This window comes from Pseudomonas sp. RV120224-01b, assembly GCF_003208145.1.
Classification (GTDB): Bacteria; Pseudomonadota; Gammaproteobacteria; order Pseudomonadales; family Pseudomonadaceae; genus Aquipseudomonas; species Aquipseudomonas monteilii.
Genome location: NZ_QKMQ01000014.1, coordinates 98622 through 121317 on the forward strand (window position 1 = coordinate 98622; position 22696 = coordinate 121317).

At 62.9% G+C, this 22696-nt stretch carries 19 protein-coding genes; 10 read left to right on the forward strand and 9 right to left on the reverse strand.

What is annotated here, in order from left to right; translation table 11 throughout:
- Positions 1-41 precede the first annotated feature (41 nt).
- Positions 42-932 (forward strand): LysR family transcriptional regulator, encoded by an 891-nt coding sequence (locus N436_RS20420; RefSeq protein ID WP_105947177.1) that lies wholly within the window; start codon positions 42-44, stop codon positions 930-932.
- 140 nt (positions 933-1072) lie between these two features.
- Entirely contained in the window at positions 1073-2467 is a 1395-nt protein-coding gene (locus N436_RS20425) for a VOC family protein (protein ID WP_110741817.1), read from the forward strand.
- 113 nt (positions 2468-2580) lie between these two features.
- Here N436_RS20425 and N436_RS20430 read toward each other — a convergent pair whose 3' ends face one another.
- Entirely contained in the window at positions 2581-3507 is a 927-nt protein-coding gene (locus N436_RS20430) for a LysR substrate-binding domain-containing protein (RefSeq protein WP_110741818.1), read from the reverse strand.
- A gap of 157 nt (positions 3508-3664) precedes the next feature.
- On the opposite strand from N436_RS20430, the gene N436_RS20435 reads away from it, so the two are divergent.
- Positions 3665-5053, forward strand: coding sequence for a NorM family multidrug efflux MATE transporter (locus tag N436_RS20435; RefSeq protein WP_110741819.1), 1389 nt, complete (start codon positions 3665-3667; stop codon positions 5051-5053).
- A gap of 81 nt (positions 5054-5134) precedes the next feature.
- Here the strand turns inward: N436_RS20435 and N436_RS20440 are convergent, their stop codons facing one another.
- A complete protein-coding gene (locus N436_RS20440; RefSeq protein ID WP_110741820.1) occupies positions 5135-6802 on the reverse strand; it encodes a bifunctional diguanylate cyclase/phosphodiesterase in 1668 nt (555 codons plus the stop codon).
- A 295-nt stretch (positions 6803-7097) separates the two neighbouring features.
- Here N436_RS20440 and rep point away from each other — a divergent pair, with 295 nt between their 5' ends.
- Both rep and N436_RS20450 read left to right on the forward strand, forming a co-directional pair.
- Entirely contained in the window at positions 7098-9107 is a 2010-nt protein-coding gene (gene rep, locus N436_RS20445) for a DNA helicase Rep (RefSeq protein WP_110741832.1), read from the forward strand.
- A gap of 64 nt (positions 9108-9171) precedes the next feature.
- Positions 9172-9744 (forward strand): xanthine phosphoribosyltransferase, encoded by a 573-nt coding sequence (locus tag N436_RS20450; RefSeq protein WP_003253535.1) that lies wholly within the window; start codon positions 9172-9174, stop codon positions 9742-9744.
- A 123-nt stretch (positions 9745-9867) separates the two neighbouring features.
- Here the strand turns inward: N436_RS20450 and N436_RS20455 are convergent, their stop codons facing one another.
- From N436_RS20455 to dadA, 5 genes are all read right to left on the reverse strand, one after another.
- Positions 9868-11724, reverse strand: a complete 1857-nt coding sequence (locus tag N436_RS20455) for an acetyl-CoA hydrolase/transferase C-terminal domain-containing protein (RefSeq protein WP_110741821.1) — start codon at positions 11722-11724, stop codon at positions 9868-9870.
- Positions 11725-11948: 224 nt separating this feature from the next.
- Positions 11949-12353 carry a cytochrome c5 family protein gene (locus tag N436_RS20460; protein WP_033693936.1) on the reverse strand — a complete coding sequence of 135 codons (405 nt, stop codon included), beginning with the start codon at positions 12351-12353 and terminating at the stop codon, positions 11949-11951.
- A gap of 154 nt (positions 12354-12507) precedes the next feature.
- On the reverse strand, positions 12508-13056 hold the full coding sequence (locus N436_RS20465; RefSeq protein WP_012274808.1) for a cupin domain-containing protein: 549 nt from the start codon (positions 13054-13056) through the stop codon (positions 12508-12510).
- 109 nt (positions 13057-13165) lie between these two features.
- Entirely contained in the window at positions 13166-14239 is a 1074-nt protein-coding gene (gene alr, locus N436_RS20470; RefSeq protein WP_105947171.1) for an alanine racemase, read from the reverse strand.
- 144 nt (positions 14240-14383) lie between these two features.
- A complete protein-coding gene (gene dadA / locus N436_RS20480; RefSeq protein ID WP_016712682.1) occupies positions 14384-15688 on the reverse strand; it encodes a D-amino acid dehydrogenase in 1305 nt (434 codons plus the stop codon).
- 156 nt (positions 15689-15844) lie between these two features.
- On the opposite strand from dadA, the gene dadR reads away from it, so the two are divergent.
- Positions 15845-16333 (forward strand): transcriptional regulator DadR, encoded by a 489-nt coding sequence (gene dadR, locus N436_RS20485; RefSeq protein WP_003258963.1) that lies wholly within the window; start codon positions 15845-15847, stop codon positions 16331-16333.
- Positions 16334-16335: 2 nt separating this feature from the next.
- Here dadR and N436_RS20490 read toward each other — a convergent pair whose 3' ends face one another.
- Entirely contained in the window at positions 16336-16689 is a 354-nt protein-coding gene (locus N436_RS20490; RefSeq protein WP_003253518.1) for a YkgJ family cysteine cluster protein, read from the reverse strand.
- A 141-nt stretch (positions 16690-16830) separates the two neighbouring features.
- On the opposite strand from N436_RS20490, the gene N436_RS20495 reads away from it, so the two are divergent.
- Both N436_RS20495 and N436_RS20500 read left to right on the forward strand, forming a co-directional pair.
- Complete coding sequence (locus tag N436_RS20495) at positions 16831-17817, forward strand: RHS repeat-associated core domain-containing protein (protein ID WP_110741822.1); 987 nt, start codon at positions 16831-16833, stop codon at positions 17815-17817.
- A 75-nt stretch (positions 17818-17892) separates the two neighbouring features.
- On the forward strand, positions 17893-19185 hold the full coding sequence (locus N436_RS20500; protein WP_110741823.1) for an FAD-binding oxidoreductase: 1293 nt from the start codon (positions 17893-17895) through the stop codon (positions 19183-19185).
- Positions 19186-19189: 4 nt separating this feature from the next.
- On the opposite strand, the gene N436_RS20505 is transcribed toward N436_RS20500, so the two are convergent.
- Positions 19190-19420: a DUF1127 domain-containing protein gene (locus N436_RS20505; protein WP_105947168.1), complete on the reverse strand. Its 231-nt coding sequence runs from the start codon at positions 19418-19420 to the stop codon at positions 19190-19192.
- Between the two features lie 178 nt (positions 19421-19598).
- Between N436_RS20505 and N436_RS20510 the strand changes: the two genes are divergently transcribed.
- Together N436_RS20510 and N436_RS20515 are read left to right on the forward strand one after the other, a co-directional pair.
- The gene (locus N436_RS20510) at positions 19599-21029 is read left to right on the forward strand and encodes a PLP-dependent aminotransferase family protein (RefSeq protein WP_161775521.1); all 1431 of its coding nucleotides are present in this window, start codon (positions 19599-19601) and stop codon (positions 21027-21029) included.
- Between the two features lie 61 nt (positions 21030-21090).
- Positions 21091-22647 carry a phospholipase D family protein gene (locus tag N436_RS20515; protein ID WP_105947167.1) on the forward strand — a complete coding sequence of 519 codons (1557 nt, stop codon included), beginning with the start codon at positions 21091-21093 and terminating at the stop codon, positions 22645-22647.
- Positions 22648-22696: the final 49 nt, after the last annotated feature.

Consider the following 22696-nt stretch of genomic DNA (forward strand, 5'->3'; position numbering starts at 1 on the left):
TATCATTCCGTCAGGTAATGATTTGAGCCGCAGAGACCGCTATGTCCAAACGCCTGGTGCCCTCCATGACCGCCCTGCAGTGCTTTGAAGCTGCAGCCCGCCATTTGAGCTTTACCCGTGCCGCCGAAGAGCTGCACCTGACCCAAAGCGCGGTCAGCAAGCAGGTGGCGCAGCTTGAAGACATGCTGCGCCACCACCTGTTCCTGCGCATTCGCCGGCGCCTGCAGCTGACGCCGGCCGGCAGCCTGTACCTGGCCGAGGTCAACAAGATCCTCACCCAGGTGGACATGTCCAGCCGCTACGTACTCACCTACGGCGAGCAGACCGAGATATTGAAGGTAGCCACTCAACCGAGTTTTGGCGTGCGCTGGCTGATCCCGCACCTGAAGGGTTTTGGTAAGCGGCACAGCAATATTCACCTCGATATCCGCAACGAGATGGAGCCGTTTGCCCTGTTGCAGGGCTCGGCGGACGTGGTGTTTTTCTACGGCCAGGGCACTTGGCCGGGGGCCACCTGCGTGGAGCTGTTCCGCGAAGAGGTGGTGCCGGTGTGCGCGCCGGAGCTACTGGCCGGGCGCACATTGGGCGATGCCGCAGAGCTGGCCGACCTGGTGCTGTTGCAGAGCACGTCGCGGCCGGAGGCGTGGCATGAGTGGTTCCTTGAGCTGGACCTGCAGAGCGTCAGCGCTTACCACGGGCCACGCTTCGATACGTTCTATATGGCCTTGAGCGCGGCGCAGGCCGGGTGCGGGGTGGCACTGGTGCCACGCTACCTGGCGGCGAAGGAGCTGGCCGACGGAAGTTTGGTGGTGCCTTGGAACCATGCGATGCGCAGTGCCGGAGCGCATTATCTGGCGTATGCCGAGCATGCGGCGGAGGTGCCCAAGGTCAGGGCATTGGTGGAATGGATTCACGAGCAGCTTCAGGCTTGAGGGCCTCTTCGCGGGTGAACCCGCGAAAGGGCCCTGAAGGTCGATCAAAAAAGGAATGACACACTCACTTTTTTTCGCTTGTGAGCCAAGTGCATTCCCAGCTTTCATGTAAGCGTCCGAACCCAACCAGGAAGCTAGCGATGCCCGCCCACGATTTCGTCAGCCCAGACAGCATTCGCGCGCAGTTCTCTGCCGCCATGTCGCTCATGTACAAACAGGAAGTGCCCCTGTACGGCACGCTGCTGGAGCTGGTGAGCGAAATCAACCAGCAGGTCATGGCCCAGCAGCCCAAGGTTGCCGAGGCCCTGCGCTGGACCGGGGAAATCGAGCGACTGGACCAGGAACGCCATGGCGCCATCCGCGTTGGCACCGCCGAAGAGCTGGCCACCATCGCCCGCCTGTTTGCCGTCATGGGTATGGAGCCGGTCGGCTACTACGACCTGAGCTCTGCTGGCGTGCCGGTGCACTCCACCGCCTTCCGCGCCGTGCATGAACAGTCGCTGCATGTCAGCCCGTTCCGTGTGTTCACCTCGCTGCTGCGCCTGGAGCTGATCGACAACCCGCAACTGCGCGAGCTGGCACAGGGCATCCTGGCCAAGCGCCAGATCTTCACCAGCCGCGCCCTCGAACTGATCGCCCAGAGCGAGCGCGATGGCGGGCTGAACGCCGCAGATGCCGAAGCGTTCGTGCAGGAAGCGTTGCACACCTTCCGCTGGCACCATGACGCCACCGTCACCGCCGAGCAGTACCAGCAGTTGCACGACCAGCACCGCCTGATCGCCGATGTGGTGGCCTTCAAGGGCCCGCACATCAACCACCTGACCCCACGTACCCTGGACATCGATGCGATCCAGGTCGGCATGCCGGCCAAAGGCATCCCGCCGAAGGCCGTGGTCGAAGGCCCGCCTACCCGTCGTCACCCGATCCTGCTGCGCCAGACCAGCTTCAAGGCCTTGCAGGAAAAGGTCGCGTTCAGCGACCAGCAGGGCAGCGAAGGCAGCCACACCGCTCGTTTCGGCGAGATCGAACAACGCGGCGCGGCGCTGACGCCGAAGGGTCGCCAGCTGTACGACAAGCTGCTCGATGCCACCCGCGCGGCCCTGGGTGGCGCACCGGCCGAGGCCAATGCCGAGCGCTACATGGCGCTACTGAAAGACACCTTTGCCGAGTTCCCGGACGACCTGGCGCAGATGCGTGAACAGGGCCTGGCATACTTCCGCTACTTCGCGACCGAGAAAGGCCTGGCTGCGCGTGACCAGGAAGGCCGCCCGACTACCCTGCAAGGGCTGATCGACGCAGGCCATGTGCACTTCGAGGCGCTGGTGTACGAGGACTTCCTGCCGGTGAGCGCGGCGGGCATCTTCCAGTCCAACCTGGGCGACGATGCGCAGGCCGAATATGGCAGCAATGCCAACCGCGATGCGTTCGAGGCAGCGTTGGGGTTGCAGGTGCAGGATGAGCTGGCGCTGTATGCGCAAAGTGAACGCCGGTCGCTGCAGGCCTGTGCTCAGGCACTGAACCTGGGCTCTATGTAAGGCATTGCGGCCTCTTCGCGGGCTTGCCCGCTCCCACAGGTTCGGTGCATGCCTTAAAGCCAGCGCTGTACCTGTGGGAGCGGGCGAGCCCGCGAAGAGGCCAGTGCAGGGAGTCAAAGAGCTGGCAGGATTTCCACATCCGGCAAATCCATCGCTGCCACCTCTTCCTGCAGAAACCCGCTCAACCGCCGCAACCGCTCACCCCCTGGCCGGGTACGCGGCCACACCAGGTAATAATCCATTCCGCTGGGCACCGCCGTCGGCCAAGGCAGGCTCAACCGCCCCTGCGCCACATCTTCGGCCACCATCAGCAAATCGCCCATGGAAATCCCGTAGCCACGCGCAGCGGCGATCATGCCCAGCTCCAGGGTGTCAAACACCTGCCCGCCCTTGAGCGAAACCTTGTCGCTCAACCCCATGCGCTCCAGCCACTCCCGCCAGTCACGCTTGTCCACCGTGGGGTGCAGCAGCTCGATGGAGGCAAGCCGGTGCTCGTCCCACGGCCCTTTTTCCAGCAGGTCTGGCGCCCCCACGGGTATCAGCAACTCCGGGAACAGCTTGCGCACTTCCCAGTCCGGCGGGAACACCCCGTCGCTGAGCAACACCGCGCAATCGAACGGTTCCTGGTTGAAGTCCACATGGTCAACGTCCATCCAGGCACTGGTCAGCTGTACTTCATTGCCTGGCTGCAGGTGACGGAAACGGCTCAAGCACGCCAGCAACCAGCGCATGGTCAGGGTCGAGGGAGCCTTCATGCGCAGGATGTCGTCTTCACCGCGCAAGGTATCGCAGGCCCGCTCCAGCGCCGCGAAGCCTTCGCGAACGCCTGGCAGCAATACCCGTGCGGCCTCGGTCAGTTGCAGGTTGCGGCCACTGCGCACGAACAGGCGGCAGGCGAAGTGATCCTCCAGCGTGCGGATATGCCGGCTGACCGCGCTCTGAGTGATCGACAGTTCCTCACCGGCACGGGTGAAGGAACTTAGCCGTGCGGCGGCTTCGAATGCGCGAAGGGCATACAACGGAGGAAGCTGACGGGACATGAGGCACCTGCCATACGGGGCTGTGGAGCGGATCACCAAGAAGCATATATGCATGAGTCAGACTCATGCCAATGATCGCTTTTATCCTTTTGTGCAAAGTTGACCAAAGCCTCAGAATCGCCCTTCGTTCATCACCTCAGGAAGAAGGACAGCCCTCATGCACGTCGCGCCCACCACAGAACTCAAGGCTTTGCTGCGCCTGGCCGGGCCGCTGATTGCCTCGCAGTTGGCGCACATGCTCATGGTGCTGACCGACACCCTGATGATGGCCCGCATCAGCCCGCAGGCACTGGCCGGTGGCGGTCTGGGTGCGGCCAGCTACTCGTTCGTGTCGATCTTCTGCCTGGGTGTGATCGCCGCAGTCGGCACCCTGGTGGCGATTCGCAAGGGCGCCAACGATATCGAAGGTGCAACCCGACTGGCGCAGAACGGCCTGTGGCTGGCCTGGGGCCTGGCACTGTTCGCCGCGCTGGTGCTGTGGAACCTGGAGCCGGTGCTGCTACTGTTCGGGCAAAAGCCCGAGAACGTGGCCTCGGCGGCCGAATTCCTCACGCTGCTGCCACTGGCCCTGCCCGGCTACCTGACGTTCATGGCGTTGCGCGGTTTCACCAGTGCGCTGGGGCGCTCGACCCCGGTGATGGTCATCAGCCTGGTCGGCACGGTACTCAACTACCTGTTCAACGTGGCGCTGATCGAGGGTATGTTCGGCCTGCCCAAGCTGGGCCTGATGGGCATCGGCCTGGTCACCGCAGTGGTGTCGATGGGCATGGCTATCGCGCTGGCGCTGTATATCCGCTGGCACTCGGCCTATGCCGCCTACCCGCTGCGCAAGGGCCTGTCGCGCCCGTCGCTGCCAGCACTGCGCGAGCTGTGGCGGCTGGGGCTGCCAATTGGCGGTACCTACATGGTGGAAGTGGGCCTGTTCGCCTTCGCCGCGCTGTGCATGGGCGTGCTGGGCAGTACCGAACTGGCCGCGCACCAGATTGCCCTGCAGATCGTGTCCACGGCGTTCATGGTGCCGACGGGGCTGTCGTATGCGGTGACCATGCGGGTGGGCTTGTATTACGGCGCTGGCAACCTGCTGGCGGCGCGCAGCGCCGGGCGCGTGGGCATTGGCTTCGGGGCGATGATCATGTTTGCCTTCGCCGCGCTGTTCCTGCTGCTGCCCGAGGCACTGGTGGGGCTGTTTATCGACCGTAACGACCCGGCTTTTGCCGCAATTTTCCAGGTGGCCGTGCAGTTGCTGATGGTGGCGGCGTGGTTCGAGCTGTTCGATGGCATGCAGACGATTGCCATGGGCTCGATCCGCGGGCTGAAGGATGCCAAGACCACCTTCCTGATCGGGCTGGTGTGCTACTGGCTGGTGGGGGCGCCGAGTGCCTGGTTGTTCACCTTTACCTTGGGCGGTGGTGCGGTGGGAATCTGGTGGGGCTTGGCGCTGGGGCTGGCGTGTGCGGCGGTGGCACTGACCTTTGGCTTTGAATGGCGGATGAAGCGGTTGTTGAGAAAGGCGGGAGTTCGTGCTGAGGCTGCTGCTCCGGCCTGACTTCAGGGCCTCTTCGCGGGCACGCCCGCTCCCACAGGATTGTGCGGCCCCTGTGGGAGCGGGCGTGCCCGCGAAAGGGCCCTAAAGGACAGCATCCAACTGACGGCCAGGCACCTTCAGCAAAAATTCGATCAACTCCCCCACTGGCAGCGGCTTGCTGACCAAAAAGCCCTGCACCTGGTCGCAACCAAACCCACGCAACAACGCCAGTTGCTCTTCACTCTCCACCCCCTCGGCCACCACCTCCAGGTTGAGGTTGTGCGCCAGGTTGATCATGGCATGCACCAGCTTGCGGTTTTCCTCGCGCATTTCCATTTCGGCCACAAAGCTGCGGTCTACCTTGAGCAAGGTGATCGGCAGGCTGTTGAGGTGCACGAACGAAGAGAACCCGGTGCCAAAATCGTCGAGCGAGAAGCGCACACCCAGGCGGCCAAGGGCGTCCATGGTCTGGCGCACCAGCTCGTTGCGGCGCATGACTGCCGTTTCGGTCAGTTCGAACTCCAGCCAACGGGCATCCACACCATGCTCGATGATCAGGCGGCTCAAAGTGGCCAGCAGCTGGCTGTCCTGGAACTGGCGGAAGCTCAGGTTGACTGCCATGTGCAGCGGCTCCAGGCCGCGCTCGCACAGCGCCTGCATGTCATGCAGGGCACGGGAGATGACCCAGTAACCCAGCGGCACGATCAGGCCGCTCTGCTCGGCCAGGGGCACGAACTCGCTGGGCGGCAGCAGCCCGCGCTCGGCATGGCGCCAGCGCACCAGCGCTTCCAGGCCGACAATTCGGCCATCGGCCAGGTCTAGCCTCGGCTGATAGTGCAGTTCCAGCTCATCACGGCGCAGGGCGCGGCGTAGCTCGCTTTCCAGGTCGGCCAGGCTACGGGCGTTGCGGTTGATGCGCTCGTTGAACACATGGAAGGTGCAGCCTTGGCTGCCCTTGGCCTGGCGCATGGCGATGTGGGCGTGCCACATCAAAGGGTCGGCCCCCGCTTGGGCGCGGGCATGGGCCAGGCCCAGGCTGCAGCCCAGCAGCAGGCTTTCGCCGTCGATGAAGTAGGGTTCGGCCAAGGCTTCGACGATACGTTCGGCAATCCATTCGGCGCGATTGGCGTCGCGGCGGGTGTCGATCAGCAGGGCAAACTCGTCGCTGCCCAGGCGGGCCAGCTGGTCACCCGCCTCCAGCTGGTTTTGCAGCCGCGCCACCACCTGCAAAATCAGCCGGTCGCCGCTCTGGTGGCCGAGGGCATCGTTGACGTGGCGGAAGTTGTCCAGGTCCAGGTGGCCCAAGGCAACGCCACGGCCTTCGTTTTCGGCCAGGCGTGCAGTCAGCAAGGCCTGGAAACCTTGGCGGTTGGCGATGCCGGTCAGGGGGTCCTGCTCAGCCAGGCGCTGCAAGGTGGCCACCAGCACTCCACGCTCACGTACATGACGCAGCGAGCGACGCAAGGTATCGGCATTGAGCTGGCCGCGTACCAGCCAGTCGCTGACGGCCGTGGGCGCCACCTCGGGCTCGTGGTCGAGCAGCAGGATGGTCGGCAGGTCGCAGCGCCCGGGCACGGGCTGCAGGGCCGGGGTTGCCAGCACCACAGCCTGGCGATCATTGCTGAACAGGCTGTCGACGGATTCCCAGTTCGGGGCGGTGAGCAGCACGGCGCTGCCGCTCAGGGCAGGCATGCAAGCGTGCAACAAGGCGGCCCATTCCGGCTCATCAGCCAACAGCAGCAAACGCAAAGGTTCGACAGGCGTGGACAAGCGGACTCCTTAGGGCTTCACGGTGCAACGATAACTGGCGGGTATGCTACTGCATTTAATGAAAATGATTTTCACTTTTATACATGTTTTTACGGGCGTAGCATCCCGACGTATTTTGTCGTGCATCCTGCTCGAAACGAGCCAAACCGGCAAATATGATTTTTTCAGGTGCTAGGATTAGTCCCGCTAATAGTAGGGCGGACAAAAGTCTGACTCAGACGTCAGACGGTCGCGCCATAACGGCCCCATGCCTGTTAGAATGCGCGGCTATTTTCTGGCGACCCCGGTTTTTAGCATGTCCCGACTCAATCCCCGGCAGCAGGAAGCCCGTGACTACGTCGGCGGCCCTCTTTTGGTGCTCGCCGGTGCAGGTTCGGGCAAGACCAGCGTGATCACGCGCAAGATTGCCCACCTAATCCAGAACTGCGGCATCCGTGCCCAGTACATCGTGGCGATGACCTTTACCAACAAGGCCGCGCGCGAGATGAAGGAACGTGTCGGCACCTTGCTGCGTCCGGGGGAAGGCCGCGGCCTTACGGTGTGTACCTTCCACAACCTGGGCCTGAACATCATCCGCAAGGAGCACGAGCGCCTGGGCTACAAGCCGGGCTTCTCGATCTTCGACGAGTCCGACATCAAAGCGTTGCTGTCGGACATCATGCAGAAGGAATACTCCGGCGACGACGGCATCGACGAGATCAAGAACATGATCGGTGCCTGGAAGAACGACCTGATCCTGCCGCCCGAAGCCCTGGAAAAGGCGCGCAACCCGCGCGAGCAGACCGCCGCCATCGTCTACACCCACTACCAGCGCACGCTCAAGGCGTTCAACGCGGTGGACTTCGACGACCTGATCCTGCAGCCGGTCAAGCTGTTCCAGGAGCATCCTGAGGTGCTGGAGCGCTGGCAGAACCGCGTGCGCTACCTGCTGGTGGACGAATATCAGGACACCAACGCCAGCCAGTACCTGCTGGTGAAGATGCTGATCGGCATGCGCAACCAGTTCACCGTGGTGGGCGACGACGACCAGTCGATCTACGCCTGGCGGGGTGCACGGCCCGAGAACCTGATGCTGCTCAAGGAGGACTACCCCTCCCTGAAAATTGTCATGCTGGAGCAGAACTACCGCTCCACCAGCCGCATCCTGCGCTGCGCCAACGTGCTGATCGCCAACAACCCGCACGCGTTCGAGAAGCAGCTGTGGAGCGAGATGGGCGTGGGCGACGAGATCCGCGTGATCCGCTGCAAGAACGAGGAAGCCGAGGCCGAGCGCGTGGCCATGGAAATCCTCACCTTGCACCTGCGCACCAACCGCCCGTACAGCGACTTTGCCATCCTTTACCGCGGTAACTACCAGGCCAAGCTGATCGAGCTGAAGCTGCAGCACCACCAGGTGCCGTATCGCCTGTCGGGCGGCAACAGCTTCTTCGGTCGCCAGGAGGTCAAGGACCTGATGGCGTACCTGCGCCTGCTGGTGAACCCGGACGATGACAACGCCTACCTGCGCGTCATCAACGTACCGCGCCGGGAAATCGGCTCCACCACCCTGGAAAAGCTCGGCAACTATTCCACCGAGCGCGGCATTTCCATGTACGCCGCCAGCGAGGAGCTGGGCCTGGGCGAGCACCTGGATGCCCGCTACACCGAGCGTTTGCAGCGCTTCAAGCACTGGCTGGACGGGGTACGCCAAAAGGTTGCCCTGGAAGACCCGATTGCCGCGCTGCACGAGATGATCCGCGACATCGACTACGAGAACTGGATTCGCCAGCAGACCGCCAGCGACAAGGCTGCCGAGTTCCGCATCAGCAACGTCTGGTTCCTGGTCGAAGCGTTGAAGAACACCCTCGAGAAGGATGAAGAGGGTGACATGACCATCGAGGACGCCATCGGCAAGCTGGTGCTGCGCGACATGCTTGAGCGCCAGCAGGAAGAGGAAGAAAACGCCGAAGGTGTGCAGATGATGACCCTGCACGCCTCCAAGGGCCTGGAGTTCCCCTACGTGTTCATCATGGGCATGGAAGAGGAAATCCTCCCGCACCGCTCCAGCATCGAGGCCGACACCATCGAAGAGGAACGCCGCCTGGCCTACGTGGGCATCACCCGCGCACGCCAGACCCTGGCCTTCACCTTCGCTGCCAAGCGCAAGCAGTACGGTGAAATCATCGACTGCACGCCCAGCCGGTTCCTCGACGAACTGCCACCGGACGACCTGGCCTGGGAGGGCCTGGACGATGCGCCGGTCGAGGTGAAGGCCGCACGCGGCAACAACGCCCTGGCCGATATCCGGGCAATGCTCAAACGCTGATCAACCATTACTCTTAAACTTTGCCGCTATTTGCGGCCACCTTTGCTACATCGAGGAAAACAAAGTGGAAGCACTGCATCAGAAGATTCGCGAAGAAGGCATCGTGCTTTCCGACCAGGTTCTTAAAGTCGACGCGTTTCTCAACCACCAGATCGATCCGGCGCTGATGCAGCTGATCGGTGACGAGTTCGCCCGCCTGTTCGCTGACGCGGGCGTGACCAAGATCGTCACCATCGAAGCCTCGGGCATTGCCCCGGCGGTGATGACGGGCCTGAAGCTGGGCGTGCCGGTGATTTTTGCCCGCAAGCACCAGTCGCTGACCCTGACCGAGAACCTGCTGACCGCCTCGGTGTATTCCTTCACCAAGCAGACCGAAAACACCGTGGCCATCTCGCCGCGCCACCTCAACAGCAGCGACCGCGTGCTGGTGATTGACGACTTCCTGGCCAACGGCAAGGCGTCGCAGGCGCTGATCTCGATCATCAAGCAGGCCGGCGCCACCGTGGCCGGCCTGGGTATCGTGATCGAGAAGTCGTTCCAGGGCGGCCGTGCCGAGCTGGACAGCCAGGGCTACCGCGTTGAATCGCTGGCCCGGGTGAAGTCGCTGGAAGGTGGTGTGGTCAGCTTCATCGAGTAAGCCTGTACCGGCCCCATCGCCGGCAAGCCAGCTCCCACAGGGACTATACAAGGCTCGGCCTGTGTGAGATCCCTGTGGGAGCTGGCTTGCCGGCGATGGGCTGCGAAGCAGCCCCGGCTATCTTCAGGTAGCCGCCAGCCCCGCCAGCAACAACCGCTGATAAAGCTCTTCCTTCAGCCCTTGCGGCTGATCCAGTTGCATCCGCTTCAGGTGCCCTTCATACCCCTCCGGCCCCGGCGCATCCAGCGCTGCCTTGCCCAGCTCCAGTACCTCGCTCAGCTTGAACTTGCTCTTCAACCAGGTCAGCGCCCGCAGCAGGTCCCGCTCTTCGGCCGTAAAATCCGTCCCCATCGGGTACTCCGGGAACAACCGCGCATGCCGCACCCGGATCGCCTCCAGCCGCTGTGGCGTATTGTCGGTAAACCGCGCATCCAGCTGAAAATCCCCGGGCAACTTGCCGGCCTCTTTCGCCTGCTCGATCAGCCCCTGCTGGAACCGTGAATCACACACCGCCAACAACCGCGCAATCACCTCGCTGTCGGTCTGCCCACGCAGGTCGGCAATGCCGTACTCGGTCACCACGATATCGCGCAGGTGTCGGGGGATGGTGCAGTGGCCATAGGTCCAGAACAGGTTCGAGGTCACCTCCCCGCCCGACTCACGCCAGCTGCGCAGCAGCAAAATCGAGCGCCCGCCTTCCAGTGCATGGGCCTGGGCGACGAAGTTGTACTGCCCACCCACGCCGCTGAGCACACGGCCATCTTCCAGCTGATCGGCCACCCCGGCGCCGAGCAACGTCATGCCGAACGCCGTGTTGATAAAGCGGGCATCGCGCCGCTGGTAGCGCTTGAGTTCTTCCTGCCCGTACAGCTCGTTGATAAAGCTGATACGGGTCATGGCAAACCGTGCGCGCTGCTCAAGCGGCATCTCCCTCAGCCGCTGGTAAAACGCCTGAGGCCCGAGGAAAAAGCCACCATGCAACACCGGCCCCTGCTCATCGGCCGAGCGCCGTAGCAAGCCCGCTTCGGCCAGCACCAACAGGCCGTTAACGAACATTTCGCTGCAGCCGTACAGGCCTTCGGCAAAAGTCTTTAGCCCCCCTTCCCGCTCAATCAGCGCCTGCCACGGGCCGATGTCCAGCTCGTCGAGCAAGGCCCGGTAGCCCGCGTTGTCGCCCTGGCGCGCCAGCAACGCTGCAGCGACTGCATCGCCCATGGCACCGATGCCGATCTGCAAGGTGCCGCCGTCACGCACCAGCGTGCTGGCGTGCAAACCAATGCAGTGGTCCTGGGTGTTGACCGGCATGTTCGGCGTGGAGAACAACCGGCGCTGCTCGGCTTCATCGATCAACAGGTCGAACGCATCGTTGGGCAGTTCCGCATCGCCGGGCATGTACGGCAGTTCGGTATGTACCTGGCCAAGCATCAGGATGGTTTCGCCGGCCGCACGGCGCTTGGCGATCATCGGCAGCAGGTCGAGGGTGATGTCGGGGTTGCAGGCCAGGCTCAAGTGGACAGGCTTTTCCGGGGTAGCGGCAACCAGTTGCGCAATCAGGTTCAGGCCCTTGGCATTGATGTCACGGGCGGCGTGGCTGTAGTTGCTGCTGATGTAGTCCTGTTGGGCAGCCTCGCTGTGCAGCAGGCTGCCGGGCTGCATGAAGAACTGCTCCACGCGGATGTTCGGCGGCAGGTTGTCGTTGCGCAGGTCAGCGAGGTAGGTGAGGTCTTCGTAGTCGGCGAAAACGCGCTCGACGAAGGGTTCGAGAAAGCGCCGTTGCAGGCCATCACCCAGTGGCGGGCGGCCGAGGGACAACGCGGTGTAAATGGTCAGCTGTCGCTCGGGCAGTTCGCGCACCCGGGCGTAGAGGGCGTTCACGAAAGCGTTGGGTTTACCCAGGCCCAAGGGCAGGCCCATATGGATATGGGCTGGCAGCCGGGACAGGACCTGCTCGACAGCCTGGTCGATAGCGCAGAGGTGCATCGGGGCCTCCTGAGACATCCATGGGTTCAGGGGTTGGACATGGCACTGGCGGGTTGGTTGCCTGTGCTGGCCCTTTCGCGGACGCGCCCGCTCCCACAGGATAACCACAATCCTCAGGTTCTGTGGGGGACTTGTGGGAGCGGGCGTGCCCGCGAAAGGGCCGGTACAGCCACCACAAAAACAAAGCCCGCCATAAACGGCGGGCCTCGTGCAATTCAGCTGTGTTACAGCCCAGACATTTTCTTGATCGCCCCTTTCAGGTCATCATCCGAGCAATCCGCGCAGGTGCCTTTCGGCGGCATGGCGTTGATGCCGGTAATGGCCTTGGCCAGGATGCCATCCAGCCCGCCCTGGTGGTCGGCGCGTTCTTTCCACGCGGCGGTGTCGCCAATTTTCGGCGCGCCGAGCAGACCGGTGCCATGGCAGGCATTGCAGTGCTTGGCGATGATGTCATCCGGCGTTTTGGCGCCCCCGCCCCCCGCCGCTGCAGCCACTTCCATGCCTTTGCATTCCTGGCCCTGGACACACACCTGGCCTACCGGCTCCAGGCGCTTGGCAATGTCGTCGTTGGTCGCAGCGGTTGCGCTCATTGCCCAGAGGGCGAATACGGCTGCTGGTACGGCCAGCATCTTCTTGATTTGGTTCACGCGAACACCCTCATGGTGGCTAATCACGCTCGCGGCCACGGAACGGCGAGCGTTAAAAAGTATAGCGGGAACCCAGAGGCCGTGAAACGACCCTACACAGGAAAGGGGTATTGCCGAATCAATGCACTGCGCTGGATCAAAAGTTTGAAGGCGTCGCTGCACTGATCAACCGCGCTGGCTGGTCGAAGGGGTTGCGAAAACGGTGCGGGCGGGTGCTTTCGAAGTAATAGCTGTCGCCTTCTTCGAGGATGAAGATCTCGTTGCCAACCACCAGTTCCAGGCGGCCTTCCAGCAAGATGCCGGTTTCCTCGCCGTCGTGGGTGAGCATTTCGGCACCGGTGTCGGCACCCGGCGGGTACACCTCGGTGAGAAAGGCGATGGCGCGGTTGGGGTGCGATTTACCGACCAGCTTCATGGTCACCGCACCGTCCGAGATGTCGATCAGCTCGTGGGCCTTGTAAACAATCTGCGTGGGGCTTTCAGGTTCCAGCTCGACCGAAAAGAACTCGACCATGGACATGGGGATGCCGCTCAGGACCTTGCGCAGCGAGCTGATCGAGGGGCTCACACTGTTCTTCTCGATCATCGAGATGGTGCTGTTAGTCACGCCGGCACGCTTGGCGAGTTCACGCTGGGACAGGCCCTTGAGCTTGCGGATGGCTTGCAGTCGTTCGCCGACGTCCAAAGCTGGAGCCTCCTGAAACGGTGGAAAGGGGGGTGAATGTGAACGATATCATGGCAATGCCGTTCAGTATTTACAACACACCGCCCCTCAACCTGTCCGCTTCAGCGTGTCATTCGCCGATGTAGTCCCGCGGCACGCGCTTCAGGTTGCAGAAGATCTGGTACGGAATGGTGCCCGCGTGTGCGGCCACTTCACTGGCCAGCACCTGCTTGCCCCACAGTTCGACCGGGCTACCGACAGTGGCTTGCGGCACGTCGGTCAGGTCGATGCTGAGCATGTCCATCGATACACGGCCAATCAGCTGAGTGCGCTGGCCGGCGACCAGTACCGGGGTGCCGTTGGGCGCCTGGCGCGGGTAGCCGTCGGCATAGCCCATGGCAACCACGCCAACCCGGGTTGGCCGGGGGCTGACGAACTTGGCGCCATAGCCCACCGGCTCGCCGGCAGGCAGCTCACGCACGCTGATGACCCGCGATTGCAAGGTCATGACCGGTTGCAGGCGTTCGGCCTGGGCCTGGGCCACTTCGAACGGGGTGGCGCCGTACAGCATCAGGCCTGGGCGTACCCAGTCGCTGGGCGCTTGAGGCCAGCCCAGCACGCCGGGGGAGTTGCGCAGGCTGCATTCGGCGGCCAGGCCCTGGCGGGCAGCCTCGAACACGGCAATCTGCTGGGCGGTGGCGTCGGCATCCAGCTCGTCGGCGCGGGCGAAGTGGCTCATCAGCACGATACGAGAGACCTTGCCACTGGCCAGCAGGCGCTGGTAAGCCTCGTGGTAATCCTTGGGGTGCAGACCGACACGATGCATGCCACTGTCGAGCTTCAACCAGACAGTAAGCGGCTTGTGGACCTGGGTCTTTTCGATGGCTTCCAGCTGCCACAGCGAGTGCACCACACACCACAGGTCGTGCTCGGCGATCAGCGCCAGTTCGCTGGCTTCGAAAAAGCCTTCCAGCAGCAATACCGGGGCCTTGATACCGGCGGCGCGCAGTTCCAGCGCCTCTTCAATGCAGGCCACGGCAAAACCGTCGGCTTCGGCCTCCAGGGCCAGGGCGCAACGCACGGCGCCATGGCCATAGGCGTCGGCCTTGATCACGGCGAGGGCTTTGGCACCGGTCAGTTCACGGGCCAGACGGTAGTTGTGGCGCAGGGCCTGGAGGTCGATCAGGGCGCGGGCGGGACGCATGGCGGCTGCCTTATGGTGGTTCGGGTTGAAATCGGTGTTGGATTCTTCGCGGGCTCGCCCGCTCCCACAAGTACTGCACAGCTTTCAAAACCTGTGAAATACCTGTGGGAGCGGGCGAGCCCGCGAAAGGGCCGGTGCAGGCAATTACTGCTGGTGAGCCGGCGCAGTCTGCCCGTGCTTGGCCACTTCCGGGCTGTTGCCATAACGAGAAATGTCCAGGCCTTCGGCACTGATCTGCGGCTTCTTGCGCGCAATCAGGTCGGCCAGCAGACGACCGGAGCCGCACGCCATGGTCCAGCCCAAAGTACCGTGACCGGTGTTCAGGAACAGGTTGCGGAACGCGGTCGCACCCACAATCGGCGTACCGTCCGGGGTCGCCGGGCGCAGGCCGGTCCAGAAGCTGGCCTGGCTCAGGTCACCGCCGCGAGGATAAAGGTCGTTGACGATCATCTCCAGCGTTTCGCGCCGACGCGGGTTCAGCGACAGGTCAAAACCGGCGATTTCAGCCATGCCACCCACGCGGATGCGGTTGTCGAAACGGGTGATCGCAACCTTGTAGGTTTCGTCGAGAATGGTCGAGGTCGGGGCCATGTCACCGTTGGTGATCGGCACGGTCAGCGAGTAGCCTTTCAGCGGATAAACCGGGGCTTTGATGCCCAGCGGCTTGAGCATCTGCGGCGAGTAGCTGCCCAGCGCCAGCACGTAGCGGTCGGCGGTTTCCAGCTTGCCGTCGATCCACACACCGTTGATGCGGTCGCCAGCGAAGTCCAGGCGCTGGATGTCCTGGCCGAAGCGGAACTCCACGCCCAGCTTCAGCGCCATGTCGGCGAGCTTGGTGGTGAACAGCTGGCAGTCACCCGTCTGGTCGTTAGGCAGGCGCAGGGCGCCGGCCAGGATGTCTTTCACACCCGCCAGGGCAGGTTCCACGCGGGCAATGCCGTCGCGGTCGAGCAATTCGTAAGGTACGCCAGACTGTTCGAGCACGGCAATGTCCTTGGCCGCAGCATCTACCTGGGCCTGGGTACGGAACAGCTGGGTAGTGCCCAGGCTGCGGTTTTCGTAATTGATGCCGGTTTCAGCGCGCAGCTCGTCGAGGCAGTCACGGCTGTACTCGGACAGACGCACCATGCGCTCTTTGTTCACCGCGTAACGGCTGGCGGTGCAGTTGCGCAGCATCTGTGCCATCCACAGGTACTGGTCGACATCGCCGGTGAGCTTGATGGCCAGGGGGGCGTGGCGCTCCAGCAGCCACTTGATGGCCTTCAGCGGCACGCCAGGTGCGGCCCAGGGCGAGGCATAGCCGGGCGAGATCTGACCGGCGTTGGCAAAACTGGTTTCCATGGCCACCGCCGGCTGGCGGTCGACCACCGTCACTTCGAAACCTTGCCGGGCCAGGTAGTAGGCACTGGCGGTTCCGATTACGCCGCTACCAAGTACCAGAACTCGCATCGTTATATCCCTCACACGCGGCACGCCGCAGACTTTTATTGAAATGGCATGAATGGGCGCAGTATAGGAATTTGAGACCAGTGCAATTCACTATATAAAAGCCTATTATTGGCGAGAATTCTCGGCAAAATCGCCTTTCACGGAGGGGCATCCCCTATGAGAACCCAGCACCAGAGCAAGCGTGAACTGGACAAGATCGACCGTAACATCCTGCGCATCCTGCAGAATGACGGGCGTATTTCCTTCACCGAACTGGGCGAGAAAGTTGGGCTTTCCACCACCCCTTGCACCGAGCGGGTTCGCCGCCTGGAGCGCGAGGGCATCATCATGGGCTACAACGCCCGCCTGAACCCGCAGCACCTAAAGGGCAGCCTGCTGGTATTCGTGGAGATCAGCCTGGACTACAAGTCGGGCGACACCTTCGAGGAGTTCCGCCGCGCGGTGTTAAAGCTGCCCCATGTATTGGAGTGCCACCTGGTGTCGGGTGACTTCGACTACCTGGTGAAAGCGCGTATTTCGGAGATGGCGTCGTACCGCAAGCTGCTTGGCGACATCCTGCTGAAACTGCCGCATGTGCGCGAATCGAAGAGCTACATCGTGATGGAAGAGGTGAAGGAGAGCCTCTGCCTGCCGATTCCGGACTGAGGCTAGACCAGCACCTGGCGGGTGGTGGCAATGAACTGGTGGACCAGTTGCTCGGCGGCAGGGTCGATCATCGGTTCAGGGCCACGGCCACGCGGGCAGGCCATGCGCGGCGTGGTGCCGAACAGGCGGCAGATCATGGGCCGTTCTTCATACACCGTGCAGCCGTTGGGGCCGAGGTGCACACAATCCAGGCGCTCCAGGGCGGCGTCCTGTTCAGCCTGGGACTTGCGCGGGAGGCGTGCCATTTCTTCTGCCGAAGTGGTGACCGGGCCGCAGCAGTCATGGCAGCCGGGTTCGCACTCGAATGAGGGGATGAGTTCGCGCAGGAAGTGGATCTTGTGGCGGTTGCAGGACATGGCGAAGATGGCTGTTTTATCCGGATAGCGCTTGTGCTCGGTAAAGGTAGCGGACCTGGTAGTTCTGACAGTTGTGGGTAAACCTACTTGCTACACACACTGACGAGACAGCGACCCAGTCCAGCTAATCGAGCCTAGCGAATGAAGAACCACATTCTACTCTTTTACAGCCGAAAGAAGCTTGCTGTGCTGAAAGGCACCCAGGATACGCTTCGCATCGTTCAGGCACTGGACCTCCCTCTCGCCGAAAGGAAAACCGCGGGTGTTGCCTTGGTCGCTCTAGATCAAAGACAAACGCCCGTAATGATCGGATCGAGTAAAACTCACCACTCTTTTGCATTTACTCCTTTTGGCCATATGCCCACTGCAATCTCAGTGAGCATTGGATTCGTCGGGGAGCGGTTGGATCTTGCCAGTGGTTGCTACCTACTCGGGGCGGGTCATCGCAGCTACAGTCCTGAATTGATGCGTTTCCATAGCCCCGACTCACAAAGCCCGTTCCTCAGAGGCGGGATCAATACTCATGCTTACTGCTCGAACGATCCGGTCAACTACTCGGACCCGTCGGGGCGAGTCAGGTTGAGTGACCTCCGGGAAGCTTCGCAAAGACGTATTCGTTCATTTTTCCTAGGCAACCGTAACCAGCCTCCGGCACAGCCTACGCTGCCTCCCTATTCACCAGCCGCCCCCGGAGCAGTAGTCACAGGTGAAAGCCCAACCCCACCAACGTACTTTGGTTGGGGCGAGCCACCGCCGCCGTTCAATCCAAATGAGCCGCTGATATCCAACGGCAATCAGACAAAGCCGTATCGCGTAACTCCAATGAATGGGGAGCAAGTTCTGGAAATGCACAATGGCAAAACAAGGGTGGTCAACTCACTTGTTGAGCTTACGCGGGCAAACGCTCAAGCCGAGAACAGAGCACTCCCGGCGGCTGCGTCTTTGAAGGCAACCACCACTCAGTTACGGATGAGTAAAAACAAGCTGCCCACACAAACCGACAACGGGATTCTTGCTGCGGTAGCTACAGCTCACCAGCTTTACGACATCCGTGGCGCCGGTACTATGGATGCGCCCGACCCAGCGCAATCTCTACCGTTGACGGTTGGGATAACAAGACAAACCTGAATAGCCGCTTGGTTGCCCCCCTCTTGGTCCCGAGCTTATCCTCCATGCTTTGTCGATAACCTCAGGACCAGCCCAATGATCCACAGCGCGCAGCATGCCGCCTCCTACTACGCCGCCAGCAGCGCGCCTCACCCTGACCACTCCTTCCTGCAAGGCGACCACAGCGCCGATGTCTGCATCGTCGGCGGCGGCTATTCGGGCCTGAACACTGCCATCGAGCTGGTCGAGCGTGGCTTCTCGGTCATCCTGCTAGAGGCGCGCAAACTGGGCTGGGGTGCCAGTGGGCGCAATGGCGGGCAGTTGATCCGCGGGGTTGGTCATGGCCTGGAACAGTTCCTGCCGGTAATTGGCGAGGACGGCGTGCGCAGCATGAAGCTGATGGGCCTGGAAGCCGTGCAAATCGTGCGCGAGCGGGTGGAAAAGCATGCCATCGCCTGTGACCTGACCTGGGGCTACTGCGACCTGGCCAACAAACCCGCCGAATTGCTGGGTTTTGCCGAGGACGCCGAAGAACTGCGCAGCCTGGGCTACGCGCATGAACTGCGGCTGGTCGGCAAGGACGATATCCACAGCGTGGTCGGTGCCGACTGCTATGTGGGCGGGCTGGTCGACATGGGCTCCGGACACCTGCACCCGCTGAACCTGGCCCTGGGCGAAGCGGCCGTGGCCAGCCGCCTGGGCGTGAAGCTGTTCGAACAGTCCGAGGTTACCCACATCGACTACGGCCCCGAAGTGCAGGTGCATACCGCCCAGGGCCGGGTGCGCGCCAAGACCTTGGTGCTGTGCTGCAATGCCTATCACAACGACCTCAACCGCGAATTGGGCGGCAAGGTACTGCCTGCGGGCAGCTACATCATCGCTACCGAGCCGCTGGGCGAAGAACGCGCACGCACGCTGCTGCCACAGAACATGGCGGTGTGTGACCAGCGCGTGGCCCTGGACTACTACCGCCTGTCCGCCGACAACCGCTTGTTGTTTGGCGGTGCCTGTCACTATTCAGGCCGGGACCCGAAGGACATCGCCGCCTACATGCGACCCAAGATGCTCAAGGTGTTCCCGCAACTGGCTGACGTGCGCATCGACTACCAGTGGGGTGGCATGATCGGCATCGGCGCCAACCGCCTGCCACAAGTTGGCCGCCTGGCCAGCCAGCCGAACGTGTATTACGCCCAGGCCTATTCAGGCCATGGGCTCAACGCCACCCACCTGGCCGCACGCCTGCTGGGCGAGGCCATCAGCGGCCAGGAGAGCGGGCGTTTCGACCTGTTTGCCAAGGTGCCACACATCACCTTCCCTGGCGGCAAGCACCTGCGCTCGCCGCTGCTGGCGTTGGGGATGCTGTGGCACCGGCTTAAAGAACTGGTCTAGGGCCTCAATCTTTCCAGAAGGGCTTACGCCCTTCTGTCCGCGCCTGCTCCCAGCTCAGCCCGACATCGCGCAGCTCTTCATCCGTCAACTGCAGCAGCGCCCTGCGGGTGTGCCAGCGATGCAGCATCAGCCCCCAACGCCCCAAACCCTCCGGCGCGTTGAATACCTTGGCCTGCTGCCCGACTTCCAGCTCCTTGGCCAACAGTTGCAAGCGCACATCGCTCATGCCACCCATCGCTGCATTCTCCCGTTCAGTTGATACCGTGGAGAAAGCATGCACGTCGGCAGCACCGGCAATACAGATCCAATACAGCCTTATTATTCCCATACAGAATTGGCTGAAGATCGACTGAATGCTGTATTTTCAACCCAACTGTACCGGTCGCTATGCCAATGCAGCGCAGGAGTATGCCGTGACCCTCTACCTGAACCTCGCCGAACTGCTCGGCGCCCGCATCGAACAGGGCCTGTACCGCCCCGGCCAGCGCCTGCCATCGGTGCGCGCCCTGAGCGTGGAGCATGGCGTCAGCCTGAGCACCGTGCAGCAGGCCTACCGCATGCTCGAAGACAGCGGCATGGTCTCGCCACGGCCCAAGTCCGGCTACTTCGTCAGTGACCACCGCCTGCTGCCAGCCCTGCCAGCCGTCAGCCGCCCGGCCCAACGCCCGGTGGATATCTCGCAGTGGGAACAGGTGCTGGAACTGGTGCGCAGCACCCCACGCAAGGATGTGGTCCAGCTCGGCCGCGGCATGCCCGACATCGACAGCCCCACCCTCAAGCCGCTGCTGCGCAGCCTGGCGCAGTTGAGCCGACGGCAGGACATGCCAGGCCTGTACTACGACAACATCCACGGCAACCTGGCCCTGCGTGAGCAGGTTGCCCGGCTGGTGCTCGATTCCGGTTGCCGCCTGGGCCCGGCCGACCTGGTGATCACCACCGGCTGCCACGAGGCGCTGTCGTGCAGCATCCGCGCCGTGTGCGAGCCTGGCGACATCGTTGCCGTCGACTCCCCCAGCTTCCACGGCGCCATGCAAACCCTGAAGGGCCTGGGCATGAAAGCGCTGGAAATCCCCACCGACCCGGTCACCGGCATCAGCCTGGAGGCGCTGGAGCTGGCTCTGGAGCAGTGGCCGATCAAGCTCATCCAGATCACCCCCAGCTGCAACAACCCGCTTGGCTACATCATGCCCGAGGCACGCAAGAAGGCCTTGCTGAGCCTGGCCCAACGCTACGACGTGGCAATTCTGGAGGATGATGTATACGGCGACCTGGCCTACACCTACCCGCGCCCGCGCACCCTCAAGTCGTTCGACGACGATGGCCGCGTGCTGCTGTGCAGTTCGTTCTCCAAAACCCTCGCCCCTGGCCTGCGAGTCGGTTGGGTGGCCCCTGGGCGCTATCTGGAGCGCGTGCTGCACATGAAATACATCAGCACCGGCAGCACCGCCTGCCAGCCCCAACTGGCCATCGCCGACTTCATCGCCGCCGGGCACTATCAACCCCACGTCCGGCGTATGCGCAGCCAGTACCAACGAGGCCGCGACCTGATGAGCGACTGGGTGACCCGCTACTTCCCGGCAGGCACCCGGGTCAGCCGGCCCCAGGGCGGCTTCATGCTCTGGGTAGAATTGCCCGAACATTTCGATACGCTGCGCCTGAACCGGGCTTTACTGGAGCAGGGCGTGCAGGTTGCCGTCGGCAGTATCTTCTCGGCCTCGGGCAAGTTCCGCCACTGCCTGCGCATGAACTTCGCCGCGCGGCCAACGCCGCAGATCGAAGCTGCCGTGCGCAAGGTAGGTGAAACCGCCCTTCGTCTACTGGATGAAGAAAGCGCTGACGCGTAACTTTGCGCCGCCCGCCACGGTCCAACCCCCTAAAGCCCTTGCTGCACAGGACGATCCACCCTTGAGACTCCAGCGAGCCTTGCCTCTGCTGCTGGTACTGTCGCTTGGCCTTACCGGCTGCGCCAGCGTCAGTGTGCCCCGCGAAACCAGCCAGGCGTTACCCGCCAACGACTCGGCCTTCGGCCGCTCGGTGCTGCGCCAGGCCGCGCCCTACGGGGGGCGCTCGGGCTTTCGCCTGCTGCCCAACAGCAACGAGGCATTCCGCGCCCGTGCCGAACTGATCCGCAACGCCCAGGCAAGCATCGACCTGCAGTACTACATCGTCCACGACGGCCTCAGCACCCGCGCACTGGTGCATGAACTGCTACGCGCCGCCGACCGTGGCGTGCGTGTGCGCATCCTGCTGGACGACACCACCAGCGATGGCCTGGACACCATCATGGGCACCCTGGATGCCCACCCGAACATCCAGATTCGCGTGTTCAACCCGCTGCACCTGGGCCGCAGTACGGGCGTGACGCGCGCCGTGGGCCGGCTGTTCAACCTGTCGCGCCAGCACCGGCGCATGCACAACAAACTGTTCCTGGTGGACAACAGCATGGCCATCGTGGGCGGCCGCAACCTGGGTGACGAGTATTTCGATGCCGAGCCCAACCTCAACTTCACCGACATAGACCTGCTGGGTGTAGGCCCGGTGGCTGAACAGCTTGGGCACAGTTTCGACCAGTACTGGAACAGCGCCCTGAGCCGGCCGATTACCGACTTCCTCTGGCGTGCTCCGGATGCCAATGACCTGCACGCCAGCCGCCATCGCCTGGAGGTGTCGCTGGCCGAAGCCAGAACCCGGCGCAAGGCCTTGTACGACCGCCTGATGGCCTACCAGTCGCAGCCGCGCCTGGATGTATGGCGCAACGAGCTGATCTGGGCCCACGCCCAGGCGTTGTGGGATGCACCGAGCAAGGTGCTGGCCGATGACGAACCCGACCCACAGCTGTTGCTGAGCCAGCAACTGGCGCCGGACCTGGCCAACGTGCACCGCGAGTTGATCCTGATGTCGGCCTACTTCGTGCCGGGCGAACCGGGCCTGCTCTACCTCACCGGCCGCGCCGACGCCGGTGCTTCGGTGAGGCTGCTGACCAACTCGCTGGAAGCCACCGACGTGCCGGCGGTGCATGGTGGCTATGCGCCCTATCGGCGGGCCTTGCTTGAGCATGGCGTGCAGCTGTTCGAGCTGCGCCGCCAGCCGGGAGCGCCGGTGCACACACGCCTCAGCCTGCACGGCAGCAGCTCGGATTCGAGCCTGCACACCAAGGCGATCGTGTTCGACCGGCGCAAGACCTTCATCGGCTCGTTCAACTTCGACCCGCGTTCAGTGCTGTGGAACACCGAGGTAGGCGTGCTGGTGGACAGCCCGGAGCTGGCCGAATACACCCGCGAACTGGCCCAGCAAGGTATGGCACCTGCGTTGAGTTACCAGGTGAAACTGGTGGGTGACAAATTGGTTTGGGCGACCGAGGACAATGGCCAGCGGCATATGCTGACTTCTGAGCCGGGCGGGATGTGGCGGCGTTTCAATGCCTGGATCAGCAAGGCCGTTGGCCTGGAGAAGATGTTGTAGCTAATGGCCTCATCGCCGGCAAGCCAGCTCCCACAGGATCTCCATGAGC

What these genes read in the sequence shown, in the direction of transcription:
- N436_RS20420 (WP_105947177.1), top strand. Translation starts at nt 42, where the DNA reads ATGTCCAAACGCCTGGTGCCCTCCATGACCGCCCTGCAGTGCTTTGAA.
- N436_RS20425 (WP_110741817.1), top strand. Translation starts at nt 1,073, where the DNA reads ATGCCCGCCCACGATTTCGTCAGCCCAGACAGCATTCGCGCGCAGTTC.
- N436_RS20430 (WP_110741818.1), bottom strand. Translation starts at nt 3,507, where the DNA reads ATGTCCCGTCAGCTTCCTCCGTTGTATGCCCTTCGCGCATTCGAAGCC.
- N436_RS20435 (WP_110741819.1), top strand. Translation starts at nt 3,665, where the DNA reads ATGCACGTCGCGCCCACCACAGAACTCAAGGCTTTGCTGCGCCTGGCC.
- rep (WP_110741832.1), top strand. Translation starts at nt 7,098, where the DNA reads ATGTCCCGACTCAATCCCCGGCAGCAGGAAGCCCGTGACTACGTCGGC.
- N436_RS20455 (WP_110741821.1), bottom strand. Translation starts at nt 11,724, where the DNA reads ATGCACCTCTGCGCTATCGACCAGGCTGTCGAGCAGGTCCTGTCCCGG.
- N436_RS20460 (WP_033693936.1), bottom strand. Translation starts at nt 12,353, where the DNA reads ATGCTGGCCGTACCAGCAGCCGTATTCGCCCTCTGGGCAATGAGCGCA.
- alr (WP_105947171.1), bottom strand. Translation starts at nt 14,239, where the DNA reads ATGCGTCCCGCCCGCGCCCTGATCGACCTCCAGGCCCTGCGCCACAAC.
- dadA (WP_016712682.1), bottom strand. Translation starts at nt 15,688, where the DNA reads ATGCGAGTTCTGGTACTTGGTAGCGGCGTAATCGGAACCGCCAGTGCC.
- dadR (WP_003258963.1), top strand. Translation starts at nt 15,845, where the DNA reads ATGAGAACCCAGCACCAGAGCAAGCGTGAACTGGACAAGATCGACCGT.
- N436_RS20490 (WP_003253518.1), bottom strand. Translation starts at nt 16,689, where the DNA reads ATGTCCTGCAACCGCCACAAGATCCACTTCCTGCGCGAACTCATCCCC.
- N436_RS20495 (WP_110741822.1), top strand. Translation starts at nt 16,831, where the DNA reads ATGAAGAACCACATTCTACTCTTTTACAGCCGAAAGAAGCTTGCTGTG.
- N436_RS20500 (WP_110741823.1), top strand. Translation starts at nt 17,893, where the DNA reads ATGATCCACAGCGCGCAGCATGCCGCCTCCTACTACGCCGCCAGCAGC.
- N436_RS20505 (WP_105947168.1), bottom strand. Translation starts at nt 19,420, where the DNA reads ATGGGTGGCATGAGCGATGTGCGCTTGCAACTGTTGGCCAAGGAGCTG.